Here is a 14,913-nt window from a genome sequence, read left to right on the forward strand (position 1 = left end):
TGGATCAAACCTGAGGTAAGCGTAAACAACGACAGTAATATAAAGATATCAGGTTCAAACTTCTATTTTCTCTATTTCCCATAGGTTCAATAGGAGATAATGTCGAATAATCCTCTTTTAGTGTAATTTTTTCTTGTGAAATGGTTCTAAATTCCTAGTTTTCGAAAAATCTGCTGCTAGTGAATCAATACGATATAAGATAGCACTAGCGGACTTGGGCTCACGAAATACTTCATCCCATGCTCGAAAGTCAACATTAGTCGTGAAGATGGTGCTGTGCTTCTCATAACGCATATCAATGAGCTGGAAAAATAGTTTGGCATCTTCTGGTTCATTGGGAAGCTAACCAATCTCATCAATGATCAGCAGCTTATGCTTTCCATTTTAGATTGCCCGTGCAGATGAGATTAGCCGTTTTCAACTCTAACAAAGAAAAACTGCCCAGACCCGGCTATAGCCAGGTTTGGGCAGTTTCTCTTTGTTAGTTGAATGTCTTCAGAAGGCGTTTCGCCGTCCTATTAAAAGCCGGGGAAAAGTCCGCGGCTCTCATTATGTCATTACTCATTAATTAACATTGCTTGCTGTAAGAATCTTGTTACAATTGCAGCAGTTTGTGCACGTGTTAGGTGGCTTGCTGCTGTAAGATGCTGATCATGGCCTTGCATGATATTGTTAATGACCATAAGTGCTATGGCTTTCTTCGCCCAACCAGCAACTTGTTGACTGTCCTCAAACGAACTTAATGCATGATTCGCTTCGGCATCCGTCACGGTCGACGCAAGCGAAGTAATTGCCATCGCTCTAGATAAGATCACAGCGGCTTCTTGCCTTGTAATCGTCTGATTTGGTCTAAACGTATTATCCTCAAAACCTTGAACAAGTTGAAAAGCTAAAGCCGCTTGTACAACAGATGCATACCAATCTGAGGACTTCACATCCTGTGGCAAGTTAATTTGCTCAACTGACTTCAAGCCCAATGCTCTAACGACAATCGCGAGAAACTCTGCACGGGTGATATCTTTATCAGGTTGAAAGGTTGTTGCTGTAACACCATCAACAATGAGGCGCGAAGCCATATTATTGACATCATTTTGGCTCCAATGTCCTTGCACATCGGCGAATTTCTTCGGATTCCATATAATTGCATAGGTACTATTCGTTAAGCTATTCATTACGGCATGTAATTTGCCGTCTTTTGTGAAGACATTTGTTGGAATGTGGGATATTGTTCCATCTTCATTTAATACAACGCCAGTTGTTATTTGAGCGGGATCGATTACATTCGGCAATACAATCTCACGTGACACATAACGATCGAATTGATCGACCTTAATGGCACGATCTCCATACTTAGCTATAATTTCAAAATTAATCGCTGGAGCAGCCAAAGTCACCTTTTGGTTTGCAGCGGCAGAATCAAGCAACTTTTTACTTTCAGTAGATGGTTTTCCCATACGTATGCTTAACTTAATATCTTCCAGCTTCACGTTATTGCCAAACTGAGACGCGATTTGATCAATCATTAGCTGTTTCGATTGGATGGTATAAATGGCATCATTGGTGTCAATTTTAATAACTGTATTTGTCTTCTCCAATGATTTAATTACTTTACCATTCAATTCTGTCTGGATAACATCTGATTTAGAAGTTACTGGAATAAGGAGTATTTGATTATTTTTACCTTCCAGTAAAGCAATCAATTTCTCAGTATCAAGGGATACAATCGTTGTCGATTGTCCATCTGCAACAACTTCTTTTAACGTCGCTATTTTATCTAGCTTTACACCATCCAATATAACTGGGTTATCTGGATTTGGGTTTGGATTAACTGTTTGTGTGGCTGATGGTCCGCTTTCCGGAACTTTAGGAAGGAAGCTTTTGATAATCGTCACATTGTCGGCATAATAGTTTGCCGTAGCTAGATCATCTTTACCATCGTGATTAAAATCGCCAGCCGCAACCGACCGAGGCATAACATCGGTACTATAACTATTTTCCAAGCTAAACCCGCCCGTGCCATCGCCCATAAATACAGATATTGACCGTAATAAAGCAGGAACTGCAATATCCAACTTCCCATCACCGTTAAAATCACCAACTGCTAATGAAAAAACCTGATTCGAAAAAGTAGAAATCGTTTCCTCTCGAAATGTGCCCGTTTGATCACCAAAGAGAATATGAAGAGAATATTCTGATGGACCATTATAAGCAACCGCTATATCAGCCCGTCCATCACGATTAAAATCACCTGTAGCAAGCGCGCTTGGTTCGTTGATGCCCCCATATTCGTCACCAGCGGTAAATGTCCCATCTCCTTGTCCATGCAAAATATATACTTTGTTCGTTCCCTTGTTAGCTATAGCCAGATCGATCTTGTCATCATCATTAAAATGGCCTGAAACGATGGAATTGGGTGAGGAGATTCGATTATCAACTGGATGATCTTCTATCTGAAATTCCCCATTGCCGTCTCCAAGCAGCACGCTTAGACGGTTTGATCCCGTATGGGCTACAGCTAGATCGGGATTATTGTCTCCATTAAAATCCGCAACAGTAATGGTTCTAGCTTTAGAACCAGATACGGTGCTAGATACAAAAGTTTTGCTAATAAATGATCCTGTCCCATCGTTTAATAATCGTGTGATCGTATTATCACCGGAATTAGCAACGATCAGATCTGGTTTGCCATCGAGGTTAAGGTCAACTGACAAAAGTTGAACAGGCTTACTACCAACTACATAATTAATGGCGGCTGCAAACTGGCCTTTTCCATTGCCTCGCATGATGGACACATTATTAGAATTAAAATTTGCCGTTGCTATATCCAACTTCCCATCTCCGTCAAAGTCGAAACTTGTAACTGATGATGGTTGACGGCCACTAACTTCATAATTAACGGATGCAAGTAACGTTCCGTCTCCTCTACCTAGCAAAATGGAGGAAAAATTAACATTATTACCAAACTCATCATAATTTGCAGCGACTACATCTAATTTTTTATCAGCATTGAAATCAGCAATAACGACCTGAGAGTAAGAACCTTGTACAGCATATCGATCTGCGGCTTGCAATGATAGCACGGATCCTGCACTATCATTTAATAAAATGGATACTTGAGTTGCCTCCGAACAACCAACAGCCAAATCAAGATCGCCATCACCGTCTAGATCAGCGAGAGCAAGCGAGTAGGGGTCATCGAGTGTTGATACATATGAATTTGGACAGCTTGCCTTAAATTTAACAGCAGCTGTAAATGAACCTTGTCCGTCACCTTGAAGAATAGAGATTCCAGCCGAATCTCCAGTAGTAACCGCAACAATATCCGCATGACCATCCCCATTCATATCTCCAATAACAGATGTTAGTGGGTTGTTTCCAATGGGATATTCAGTAGTTGACATTGACGTCAAGTTCCCATTATTAGTTAAAATAGAAACTTTCCCTTCTCTGCTATGGGTAATAATAAAATCCAAGTTGCCATCCCCGTTAATGTCACTCGCAGTAATAGAATTAGGCTCATAACCTACTCGAATCGGGATTGGCTCACTAAATGTAAGCGTCCCATCCGATTGTGGAGCTTCACCAAGTAACAATACAATGTGATGCTCATTTGTAAGCGAGTCACGGTTAGATACAGCCAAATCCATAAGCGAATCTTTGTTGAAATCCCCTATCGTTACTGAACTAGGCGTAAATGTGTTGTAGTCAACGCTATCGATATAGACACTATAGTTTACTGTGGGTTTAAACAACCCGTCTGCTTGACCTATCAGTACAGAGACCGTACTAGAATGAATATCACTAGCTCCATCCCCACTGTTAGCGGTTACAATATCTACGATGTTGTCCCCATTCAAATCGCCAACAGCTACATCACTAGGCTTAATACCAACTGGATAATGTTTCTCCTGATAAAGACCAGCAGGATCATTAAGAAGAATTGAAACCTGGTTCTCATATGAGTTCGCAGCTGCTAGATCAGGTCGTCCATCTTTATTAAAATCACCAACAGCAGCCGCATTAGGCTGAGCGCCTAATCCGATGTTCTCCGCTCCTTCAAAGTTTGATTTGCCTAATGCGGTAGTAGGTAAAATAAGTGCAATTAAACATAAAATTATAACAATTGATTTTAATCTTCTAGAACTAGATTTCTTCGACATAATTCTCAAAATATCCAACTCCCTAATAGATTTAGACACGTTTACTTGCGCAAACATATCAAAAATATTCCAGCTAGTCAATATGAAATCTTTATGTAACATCGGCCAGCAAACTCGTTTATAGTACAACTATGGTAGCCGTCAAATTTACCATTTGCTGATCTGTTTTGGGTGTGTCATACCCTAATGCGGGAGTGTAGCTGCATGGCATGCAAGTGGTCGTTCGTTCGATCCCGCTAGGTTCAGAATCTGTTCAGTGGACTATTGTAAAATAGGTATTAAGAGAATATGATAAATGTCCTCATATAGGGGTTATCTACTAGTTGCGGGAAAGCTTTCTAATGGAAGCGTGATGGAGCAGCTATCAGCTCAGCCACAAATGCAAACTATACGCTGACGCAAGACGACATCGGAACGGTAATTAGCGTAACATTAACGGCTATCGGAACACATGCAACAGGCACTTTGACAAGTGCAGGGACAGCTGAAGTGGTCAAAGCAGATGGACCAGCAGCGCCGAGCGCACCGGTATTGCGTTTGAAAACAACGACGAGCCTCACGCTTCAAGCACAAGCAGGACAAGAATACAGCCTGAATGGTATAACATGGAAGGATAGCGCAGCATTAAGCGGTCTCACGTTGGACACGGACTATACGATCCAGACGCGGGTGAAAGCAATGGCTACACGTGAAGTATCGCAACAAGTGCAGGCGTGACATTTAGGACTAATAATGTTGTGGTTAGCCCAAGTGCTCCAGTAACCACAAGTCCATCAACAATCGGAGTGGACGTTCTTGTAAACGGCAAATTAGAGAGCGCGGGTACGGCGTTCATAACAGAATTAAACGGTCAAATGGTTAAAAAACTGGAGAATAAGCAAGCTACAAAGTTACAGCGACATACGGTGATAAATCCGTCGAAATATCTAAATTCAATGCCTATATCGAGCGGCCTTTCGCTATTCCGACAGGCGTGGATTTCAATCGAATTACAACTGGAATAGTCGTTGCTCCAGATGGAACAACGCGTCATGTACCAACAAAGGTTCGCTTAATCGATAGCAAGTGTTATGCTTCCATTAAAAGCCTAACTAACTAGATTTCAGAGGTTGCCTTGTGTTTCATTTCCGCCAAAAAGTCGAACAATCCGCCTTATCCAAAATATTAAACTCAATCATTTTCTCCAGTAATGAGTAATCGACCGGACTATACCATTTGATACGCATCAACTGGCTGGTATGATCATAGCCAGCCTGCACAATGGCGTCAGAAAAATGATGAATGCCTGCCTTTTCAGGGGCCACAGCCAAATGCTGCTTAGCTATGCTAAAGCCAATAATGAAGGTGCCGTGATCGGTAAACATTGGCTGATTCCAAGCGATTTTTGGCAATAAATTTGGAAACTTCTCAGCTACCCAAGCCAATACCTCTTCGGTTCTAGCCCGATGCATCGGGTTAACTATACTCGCTAAATATTCTGCAAAAACGTCCACGTTTTTACCTCCGGGCTCAAACCCCTGTAATGTTCTAGCTCCTCCTAAAAAACACAAGGAATAAACAAATTTAGACTAAGTATATCAATGAAAGAATCAACTTTCCAGAGCAGCAGGTTTTCCTGATTTGACATGCGAACAAGAATCTTCGCATGTTTTTTTTATTTAAAGGGCTACCCAAAAGGGCGGATGTATCCGCCCTTTTGGACGATGTCCGAACGCCTCCCGGGCTGTAGGATAAAAGCATATATAAAAATCATACGATTTTTGAGGGGAATAAATGGCTTCACGCAAATGCTGCATCAGCAACGCATGAACCTGAAAGATCAATGGATGGTGAAAGTAAAGGAGATTTACGCATGGACAAGTTACGGAGAATGAGAAACAACTCTCATCTCATCTTTAGCTTTATTCTGCTTTTGAAGAGTACGGTAGCCTGGTTTGTTGTATTTGACGAAACGCCGAGTTGGAGTATGGTGCTGACGGAATTCCCTTTTTTTATCCTTGTGTTCAGCCTGATTGAGTGGTTCGCGACCAAACGAAAAATTCTTTATTATATGATAGCTAATCTCTTCATTACGCTCATCTATTTCGCAGTGCTGATGTATTACAAATATTACGGCGTCATTGCGACTTACCATGCCTTGCAGCAGGCGGATAAGGTTACCAAGGTGGGGGAAAGCACCTATTCCCTGATCGCTCCCTATTATCTGTTTATTTTTTTGGACATCGTAATCTTTCTATTTTTTATGTTTCGTCCGAAGTATATCGCTAGATGGATGCAAAGAGGTTCAAAGCGTATGGACCGCCATGTGCTGTTTGCCCTAACATCTATATCGCTTGTACTCTGCCTGTTTAATATTTGGCCCAACCACGCCGGCATGAATGAAATCAAAAAGGCGGAAAACATGGGTATTCTCAACTATGAAGTATATAAGGTGATTGCGGACACGACCGAAAAAGTTGAACTCATCGATTTTAAGGAGATCACCCAGCAAGCTGTTGATGAGTTGAAGGGCAGCGAAATTGCAGCATCGCCTAAATACTGGGGTGTCGATAAGGGGAAAAACCTAATCGTCGTCCAGATGGAATCCTTCCAGAGCTTCTTGATTGGACTGACCATTGACGGGCAGGAGGTCACGCCGAATCTGAATAAGCTAGTCAAGGAAAATACGTATTTTAGCCATTTTTACACCAATGCGGGCCAAGGCACAACTTCCGATGCCGAGTTTGTCGTCAATACCTCTTTTTATGCACCCAAAAATGAGCCAGCTACCGCTTCCGAATATATGAATAAGAAGCTGCCTAGCCTGCCGCGTCTGCTTAGCGACAACGGCTATTTCACGGCTACGTTTCACACGAATCGTGTGGAGTTTTGGAACCGTTCGGATTTATACCAAGCGGTCGGCTTTGACAAATATTATGAGCAGTCCTTCTACGGCGACGAGGATCATATCGCCTTCGGTGCTTCAGACGAGGTGCTGTTCGCCAAGACGGTGCCAGAGCTTGCAAGGATCGATGCCCAAAATCAGCCGTTCTATGCGATGGTCATTTCCATGAGCGCCCATCATCCCTACCATATCCCCAAGGATAAATACAAGATGGAGCTTCCTGAAGGCTGCGAGGGAACGAAGCTCGGCAATTATTTGCTCGCCCAGAATTATGCAGACTATGCCATTGGCCAATTTCTGGAGGAGCTGAAGTCCAAGGGGCTTTGGGACAACAGCCTCATCGTATTTTACGGCGACCATCAAGGTTTGACGATGTATTCCCTTGATCAGGAGGAGAAGGGCCAGATAGAATCGCTGATCGGGCATGAGTACGGCTATACGGACATGTTTAACGTTCCGTTTATTGTCCATTCCCCAAGCGGCGAGTTGCCTCCCGTCATGTCAGGCACAGGCGGCCAGATCGACATTTTGCCGACTGTAGCTAATTTGCTTGGCATAACCGTGCAGAACCAGCTGCATTTCGGTCAGGATTTGTTTAACCAAGGCAGCAATCTGCTCCCGGTTAGACACTTTTTACCGCTAGGGTCTTTTGTGAACGATCACAGTATTTATGTCACAGGCAATGGATATGCCGACGGAAGCAATTATCGATTAAGCGACAATAAAGTTACCGAGGACGGTTCAACTGAAACGGAATTTAGAGCGGCGCAGCGCTTGCTTGAGCTGTCTAATAGCTATCTGCTGCAGTTGCCAAATGATCAAGAGTGATGGAAAGCTAGAAGTAAAGAAGTGGAAAAACGAAGGTTAGAGGAGGGTTCTTATGACTCGGCTTTCAGTGGTCGCGCCTGTTTATAACGAAGAGGAAAATATACATGATCTTTATTTAAGTATTACGGATGCTTTGAAAGGAAGGATTGATAGCTATGAAATCGTATTGGTGAATGACGGAAGCAGAGATCGAAGTGCGGTACTTCTGGATGAAATCGCCCAGATGGATCAAGCCGTAAAGGTCATCCATTTTGATAAAAACTACGGGCAAACGGCTGCGATATGGGCCGGATTGAAAAACTCCAAGGGCGAGCTGATTGCGCTAATGGATTCAGACCTGCAGACAGACCCTCGGGATATTTTCAGGCTGATGCCATTCATCGAGCGGATAGATTTTGTAAACGGAAAACGGGTGAAATATAAAGATGCAAGGGTTAAAAAAATGGCTTCGCGTATCGGAAATGGAGTGCGCAATTGGATCACGGGGGATTCGATTTATGATACAGCTTGTCCGATGAAGCTCTTTACCCGCGAGGTTGCGGATAGTTTTTATCTATACAATGGCATGCACCGTTTTTTGCCGACAATGGCTAAAATGAACGGCTTCTCCGTCATTGAAGTGTCGGTAACCCATCATGAAAGACAGCGTGGAGTATCGAAATACGGTGTGTTGGCTTGTGCCTGCGTAGGATTCATGGATGCCATTGTCATTGGTTGGCTTAAAAAAAGAGGCAATCTGTACCGAATTAAGGGGTGATCTTATTGGAGGACAAGCAAGCGATTGACCATAACAAATAACGAAAGGAGAGGCCGCCGGTCATTACGGCGGCCTCTTGGCGGTCTCTTCCTATTTTTGAAAGGAATTAATGGCTTATCTTATGTCGCATATCTAACATTTAAATTTGCAAAATGCCGCGCTCCAAAGCAGTCATAACCGCCTGTGATCTCGAATCAACACCCAATTTGTTATAAATATTAGTTAGATGTGCTTTAACCGTACGTTCGGAAATGCCGACGTCATATGCAATTTCTTTGCTTTTGTATCCCCGGGCCACACATTGGAGAATATAAGTTTCCTTCTCGGTCAGCAGCGGCTCCTCGCTTTGGGGAGCGGCAGCGGGGACCTGATGCTCGCGGGCAGCGAGGACCCTCGCCATAATATCGGCTGAAAGCAGGGTTTCTCCCCTCACGGCAGATTCGATATTGCGAAATAAATTGTCTCGATCAGTATCTTTTAGAAGATAGCCTTTTGCGCCTAAAGCCAAGCCGTTAATCATCAATTCGTCTTCATTATAGGTTGTTAAAATGATAACCGGTACAGGGCAGTTCCTGCTTTTCAGTACTTTCATAGCTTCCAAACCACTCATGACGGGCATATTCAAATCCATCAGAATGACATCAGGAACAACCTCGTCGATGAGGCTTATCGCTTCTTCGCCGTTTCTTGCTTCACCAACAACTTGAAACTGCTCGCTCGTCTCAAGGATCAACTTTAAGCCTTCCCGGACAACAAAATGATCATCAACAATTAGGATTTTGTAGGGGGTCATCTGGCGTCTCCTTCCAAAAATGTCGTCTCAATTTGAAGGCTCGTACCCTCTGAGTTACTGTGTATTTCCATCTTTCCTCCGATTAACCGTACTCGTTCCTGGATACCCAGCAAGCCGTAATGCCCGACTTCTGTGCCGATGGTTTCTGGATTGAATCCAATGCCATTGTCTCTGATTTCCATTAATAGCTGGCCGTGTTGGTCGGACAAATTTACCCATACTTGGTCAGCCCGGGCATGTTTGGCGATATTCGTGAGACATTCCTTAACGATATGCTGGGTATGCTCCATTAACGTCCTGGACAAATGCTTGTTGAGCTTGAAATGGGTGAATACCATAATGCCCGTGGCGTCTTTGAAATGCTGTACTTCATTGTGGATCGCTTCCTTCAAATCAATTTCGGATGCAGATTTAGCCCGAAGATTGTCGATAGCTAAGCGGGCCTCCGCCAACGTTCTGCGAGCCTGAACCATAGACTGCTTAATAATTTCATGAGTACGGTCCGTATTGCCCTGAACCATATAAGCATCTGCGGCCTCCAAGCGCATAATTAATCCTGCTACACCCTGTGCCAAAGTGTCATGCAAATCTCTTGCCATTCGCTGGCGTTCATTGGACAGTGTTAATTCCTCGACCTTCGTATGAGCTTCTTTAAGATCAAACAAGAAACTTTGGGTTCTGAGGCGCTCATGAACTTGCTGATAGAACAATAGCGCATAGGCCAAAACAATAATCAGCATGAGAACGAATATAGGCAAGAAGAGGATAAGATCGTGCGTATTGCTTAAGGTCAGGGCAGAATCGAAAAACAAAACAATACTGATCAGGACAACGAAGCCGACTCTTTTTAACTGATAGGAGAAGCCCAGACTTTGGGCAATCAGAATCGGAAGGAGCCCGATCAGAACCGCTTGGTAACCGTCAGGCATCAGAATGGCGCACAAATAAATCAAAATGCCTTGCGCAGAAAAATAAAACCAGAAGTGCTTGTTCGTCATTCGGTATGAGTTCCAGTGCAGCAAGGCATGAACCGTAAAAAGGCCTGTGAAAACGGAACTTTCCAAGATCAGCGGCTCCTTGAAAAATTGCAATATTATAGTGGCTGCATAAACGGTCGATATCCATATGAATACCGGCAGTCTGGAAGCAAGCAGCTCATTGGTTAAAATCAGTTTTTCTCTCTTTTCCTTCACTTGGCGAACCCTCCTTATCCCTATTATAAAGAACTTGTGCGCGATCTGGAAATGTACGAACGTACATGTACTTTCGTACATTGTGCCTTTTCTTGCATGCGTATAATCGCCCGATGGTGCATTTTTCTTGTTTCCCGTTTGGACGATGCTGCTGTATTGCCGAAATCATACAATGGACACAGAAACGCAGACGCACTGATGGGAGTGGAGATTTTTATGGCAAAATATTTATATCGATTAGGTTTATGGTCGGTTAGAAACCGGATCAAAGTGATGGTTGGAGGTTTGCTCGTTCTAATCGTTGCAGCGGCAATGGCATTATCAATTGGACCCGCCTTTAGCGAAGGTTCATCTATCCCGGGGCTCAAATCCCAGGAGGCATTAGAACTTCTAGCCAAGGAATTTCCATCGCCTAAAGAAGACGGCGGCCAAATTCAAATGGTTTTCAAAGCACCTGATGAGGAAAGCTTGTCTTCGAAATCAGCACAACAGTTCATAAACAATCATTTGAATGAAGTTGCAAAAGACACACAAGTAAAATCGATTGTAAGTCCTTATGAAAATAACTCGCAAAGTGCAGACGATAAAATTGGGTATGCAACGATTACTTATAAAGTGTCTGGCGACGATGTATCTGCGGAATCGAAGGAGCGAGTCGTTCATGTTGCACAATCGATGCGCGATTCAGGCTGGCAGGCCGAGCTAACCGGTTCAGGCTATGTGAAGATGGAAACTGGCGGTTCAACAGAGGCTCTCGGTATTTTAGTCGCTTTCATTATTTTGTCCATTACGTTTGCTTCTTTTCTGACTGGAATTTTACCTATTGTAACAGCGATTATCGGACTGATTATAGGTTTGGTGGCTGTTTTACTCGGTTCCAATGTTATGGATATGTCATCTAGCTCCTTATCGCTGGCAGCGATGCTCGGCTTGGCAGTAGGGATTGATTATGCGCTCTTTATTGTCTCTAGATATCGCCAACAGCTTGCTGAGGGGTACGGAGTTAATGAGTCGGTTGCCATCGCGAATGCGACAGCCGGAAGCTCTGTTGTATTCGCTGGAGTAACCGTTATTATCGGACTTGCAGGACTCGCAGTAGCACAGGTGCCGTTCCTCACTGCGATGGGAATAGCTGGCGCGTTATGTGTTCTCACGGCTGTTCTGACTGCAATTGTAATCATGCCGGCATTGCTTGGACTACTAGGAGAACGGGTGGGACCCAAAAGACAAAATCGTTTGTTCAAGGTGTTTGGCGGCAAGTCCAAATCCAAATCCGAACCCGAATCCGAATCTGCAAACAATGAAAGCCGCTGGGGCAAATTTGTAACGGGGCGCCCATGGATTATTGTCATTGCTGGTGTTGCTCTGCTGGGCGTGCTCGCCATGCCATTCGCTCACTTAAATCTCGGTTTGCCGGATGACGCACAGAAATCGACCGAAAAGACGGAACGCCGCGCTTATGACTTGCTTTCTGAGGGGTACGGCGCAGGGTATCACAGTCCGCTTGTCATTTTGGTGAAGACGGATGACCAGAAACAAGCATCAGAAAAATTGGCGCAAGTGTCGGAGCTGTTGAAAAAATTCCCGAATATCGCTACCATTGGCCCTGCCCTAACAGGCCCATCTGGAAAAGTAGCATTGATTAGCGTCGTTCCTTCTACCGGAGCACATGATATTGAAACGCAGGAGCTGGTTCAACAGATTCGCAACCAAGCTCCGGACATTCAGAAAAAATACAACGTTGAGGTTTTGGTGACAGGCAGTACAGCGGTTAACATTGATATCTCACAAAAGCTGAATGATGCATTGCCCAAATTCGGCATTGTCGTTGTTGGACTAGCCTTCCTTCTGCTTATGGTCGTGTTCCGATCCCTGCTTGTTCCGATTAAAGCGGTTTTAGGTTTTGTTCTTTCTCTGCTTGCAACTCTTGGTTTCGTTGTGTATGTCGTCCAAGATGGACATATGGGCCAGTTTTTCGGCTTCCATGCTGCGGGTCCGATCCTGAACTTTCTGCCTATTATTGTAGTGGGCATCTTGTTTGGACTAGCTATGGACTATGAAGTATTCCTGCTTAGTCGAATGCGTGAGGAGTACAAGCATACGGGGAATGCCCGCAGTGCAGTTCTAGCTGGCATTAAACACAGCGGTGCAGTTGTTACGGCTGCCGGCCTGATCATGATCTCTGTATTTATGGGATTTATGCTATCTGAGGAAGCCATCGTCAAGTCTATGGGTTTCGCTCTGGCCTTCGGAATTTTGTTCGATGCATTTGTTGTTCGGATGCTGCTTGTGCCAGCAGTCATGACTATATTGGGGAAATCCGCTTGGTATCTGCCTAAATGGCTTGACCGTATGCTTCCGAACCTGGACATTGAAGGCGAGTCCGTAATGGAGGAATTGAAAATGAAGGAAAGTTCGGCCCGTCCAAAATCTGACCATTTAAAGCTATTGCCCCGTCAATAATTTTGCGGATATAGGTTTTAAAATAGTAGGCAGCTAATAAAAGGTGATTCCTAGTTTGAACTTCTGAACAGGGGGTCATCTTTTTTAGTCCCCATTATCATTTTTTAAGCTCCTTGAAAAAATGAACTAATAGTATAGTTTAATTATCCTTATTTAAAGGAGTAATTGCATTAGTGCCAAAGAATCATTGAAATAAAATGAACGTATAGTATAAAATTGAATTGTAAATAAATTCTAATTGCCTAAGGAGACTCCCCATGACAACAAACCAGCATAAGGAACCCGCCCAGTCAAAAATCGATTATTTGAACGAAGCGTTTATTCGGAATCCGCATCCCATTTATGCAGAGGTACGCGAGCAAGAATCAGTATCCCGTTTTCTTTTGCCCAGTGGTCACTACGCGTGGCTTGTTACGGCTTATGAGGACGTTGCAGCGGTATTAAGCGACTCGCGCTTTGTGACCAACCATCCGGTAGAGGAAGGAGCAGAGCTTCCGTCCCATGTGGAGATTATTTCCCGAAATCTAAGCAATGTGGATGCAACCGATCACCGCAGGCTCAGGCGTTTGGTGCAAAAAGCCTTTACGCCAAAAATGGTGGATCAGCTTAGGGGGCGTATTGAAGAGCTGACCAATGATCTTCTTGATCAAGCTCAGGCAAAGGGAGAAATGAATTTGATTGAGGATTTTGCATTCCCTTTGCCCATCAAAGTGATTTGCGAAATGCTAGGAGTTCCGATTGAAGATCAGGATAAGTTCAGTGATTGGTCGAGTGCCATCATGGAAGGATTTAATAATCCGAAGCATGCCGAACGCAGCGAGCAAGCGTTGATTGCATTCATCGATTATTTGCAGCACTTAATTGCTAGAAGACGAAGCGATCTCAAGCAGGATTTAATCAGCGACCTCATTCGTGTCGAGGAGGATGGGGATATGCTTAGCGAGCATGAGCTGTATGCGATGATATTCGTGCTTATCATTGCGGGCCATGAAACGACGGTGAATTTAATCGGCAATGGCATGCTGTCCTTATTGGAGCATCCTGAGCAGCTGGAGATGCTGAAAAACGAGCCTGAGCTGATCCATGCGGCGATAGAAGAAATTTTGCGCTATGACGGGCCCGTTGAGGTCAACAATATGAGATTGGCAACGGAAGACGTCGAGCTTCAAGGCAAGCAGATCCGCAAGGGGGAAATGGTGTTTGTTGCGCTAGCTTCGGCGAATCGAGATGACAATCATTTTACGGATCCCAATACGTTCGACATTACTCGAAAAGTGAACGACCATCTTGCTTTTGGCAAAGGGATTCATTTCTGCATGGGTGCTCCTTTGGCAAGATTAGAAGGGGAAATTGCCATTAGCACATTGCTTCGGCGTATGCCTGAACTGAGATTGAAAACAAATCGCGAGTCACTGAATTGGCGTCATGGCATCATTATTCGCGGCTTGAAAGAAATTCCGCTCGTGTTTTAAATTAGCCAATTAAGAAAGGAGGACTGGGCATGGCCATATACACATGGGTGGATAAAGAGACATGCATAGCTTGTGGCGCTTGCGGGGCTGCGGCCCCAGATATTTTTGATTATGACGGGGATGGGCTTGCTGAAGTGTTCTACGGTGGAGACGGAAATCGCGGTGTTACTGCAATCGAAGATGACGAGCTCATGAATGATTTTCAGGATGCGCAGGATGGCTGTCCGACCGATTCAATCAAAGCTGCGGATAAACCATTCTCATTAAGCTAATTATGGAGAACTGAACTCACAATAGCATTCATCTCGGAGAAGCCGAAGCGTAATACAATAAGGGCAAAACCATTTGGAGGGGCCATAGCCG

The 14,913-nt window shown here is 44.0% G+C and carries 10 protein-coding genes and 1 pseudogene; 6 read left to right on the forward strand and 5 right to left on the reverse strand.

Going from position 1 to position 14,913, the window contains the following annotated elements; genetic code table 11:
- Positions 1 to 186: 186 nt before the first annotated feature.
- Positions 187 to 378: pseudogene (locus BBD42_RS21325) on the reverse strand (ATP-binding protein); the annotation flags it as partial.
- 179 nt (positions 379 to 557) lie between these two features.
- Positions 558 to 4,262, reverse strand: a complete 3,705-nt coding sequence (locus tag BBD42_RS21330) for an FG-GAP-like repeat-containing protein (RefSeq protein WP_099519786.1) — start codon at positions 4,260 to 4,262, stop codon at positions 558 to 560.
- 387 nt (positions 4,263 to 4,649) lie between these two features.
- On the opposite strand from BBD42_RS21330, the gene BBD42_RS21335 reads away from it, so the two are divergent.
- Positions 4,650 to 4,877: a hypothetical protein gene (locus BBD42_RS21335; RefSeq protein WP_099519787.1), complete on the forward strand. Its 228-nt coding sequence runs from the start codon at positions 4,650 to 4,652 to the stop codon at positions 4,875 to 4,877.
- Between the two features lie 404 nt (positions 4,878 to 5,281).
- Here BBD42_RS21335 and BBD42_RS21340 read toward each other — a convergent pair whose 3' ends face one another.
- A complete protein-coding gene (locus tag BBD42_RS21340; protein WP_099519788.1) occupies positions 5,282 to 5,653 on the reverse strand; it encodes an iron chaperone in 372 nt (123 codons plus the stop codon).
- A gap of 359 nt (positions 5,654 to 6,012) precedes the next feature.
- On the opposite strand from BBD42_RS21340, the gene BBD42_RS21350 reads away from it, so the two are divergent.
- The gene (locus tag BBD42_RS21350; RefSeq protein WP_099519790.1) at positions 6,013 to 7,872 is read left to right on the forward strand and encodes an LTA synthase family protein; all 1,860 of its coding nucleotides are present in this window, start codon (positions 6,013 to 6,015) and stop codon (positions 7,870 to 7,872) included.
- 52 nt (positions 7,873 to 7,924) lie between these two features.
- Positions 7,925 to 8,629: a glycosyltransferase family 2 protein gene (locus tag BBD42_RS21355; RefSeq protein WP_099519791.1), complete on the forward strand. Its 705-nt coding sequence runs from the start codon at positions 7,925 to 7,927 to the stop codon at positions 8,627 to 8,629.
- A gap of 139 nt (positions 8,630 to 8,768) precedes the next feature.
- On the opposite strand, the gene BBD42_RS21360 is transcribed toward BBD42_RS21355, so the two are convergent.
- Both BBD42_RS21360 and BBD42_RS21365 read right to left on the reverse strand, forming a co-directional pair.
- A complete protein-coding gene (locus BBD42_RS21360; RefSeq protein ID WP_099519792.1) occupies positions 8,769 to 9,422 on the reverse strand; it encodes a response regulator in 654 nt (217 codons plus the stop codon).
- A complete protein-coding gene (locus tag BBD42_RS21365; RefSeq protein ID WP_172455579.1) occupies positions 9,419 to 10,615 on the reverse strand; it encodes a sensor histidine kinase in 1,197 nt (398 codons plus the stop codon). The genes BBD42_RS21360 and BBD42_RS21365 overlap by 4 nt, the downstream gene beginning before the upstream one ends.
- Positions 10,616 to 10,831: 216 nt before the next feature.
- Between BBD42_RS21365 and BBD42_RS21370 the strand changes: the two genes are divergently transcribed.
- The 3 genes from BBD42_RS21370 (at position 10,832) to BBD42_RS21380 (ending at position 14,822) form a co-directional block, all read left to right on the forward strand.
- On the forward strand, positions 10,832 to 13,078 hold the full coding sequence (locus tag BBD42_RS21370; RefSeq protein ID WP_099519794.1) for an MMPL family transporter: 2,247 nt from the start codon (positions 10,832 to 10,834) through the stop codon (positions 13,076 to 13,078).
- Between the two features lie 257 nt (positions 13,079 to 13,335).
- On the forward strand, positions 13,336 to 14,550 hold the full coding sequence (locus BBD42_RS21375; RefSeq protein ID WP_099519795.1) for a cytochrome P450 family protein: 1,215 nt from the start codon (positions 13,336 to 13,338) through the stop codon (positions 14,548 to 14,550).
- 29 nt (positions 14,551 to 14,579) lie between these two features.
- On the forward strand, positions 14,580 to 14,822 hold the full coding sequence (locus tag BBD42_RS21380) for a ferredoxin (protein WP_099519796.1): 243 nt from the start codon (positions 14,580 to 14,582) through the stop codon (positions 14,820 to 14,822).
- Positions 14,823 to 14,913 lie beyond the last annotated feature (91 nt).

This window comes from Paenibacillus sp. BIHB 4019 (assembly GCF_002741035.1).
GTDB lineage: Bacteria > Bacillota > Bacilli > Paenibacillales > Paenibacillaceae > Pristimantibacillus.

Coding starts and splice junctions, on each gene's coding strand:
- BBD42_RS21330 (WP_099519786.1), bottom strand. CDS start 4,262: ATGTTACATAAAGATTTCATATTGACTAGCTGGAATATTTTTGATATG.
- BBD42_RS21350 (WP_099519790.1), top strand. CDS start 6,013: ATGGACAAGTTACGGAGAATGAGAAACAACTCTCATCTCATCTTTAGC.
- BBD42_RS21355 (WP_099519791.1), top strand. CDS start 7,925: ATGACTCGGCTTTCAGTGGTCGCGCCTGTTTATAACGAAGAGGAAAAT.
- BBD42_RS21360 (WP_099519792.1), bottom strand. CDS start 9,422: ATGACCCCCTACAAAATCCTAATTGTTGATGATCATTTTGTTGTCCGG.
- BBD42_RS21370 (WP_099519794.1), top strand. CDS start 10,832: ATGGCAAAATATTTATATCGATTAGGTTTATGGTCGGTTAGAAACCGG.
- BBD42_RS21375 (WP_099519795.1), top strand. CDS start 13,336: ATGACAACAAACCAGCATAAGGAACCCGCCCAGTCAAAAATCGATTAT.
- BBD42_RS21380 (WP_099519796.1), top strand. CDS start 14,580: ATGGCCATATACACATGGGTGGATAAAGAGACATGCATAGCTTGTGGC.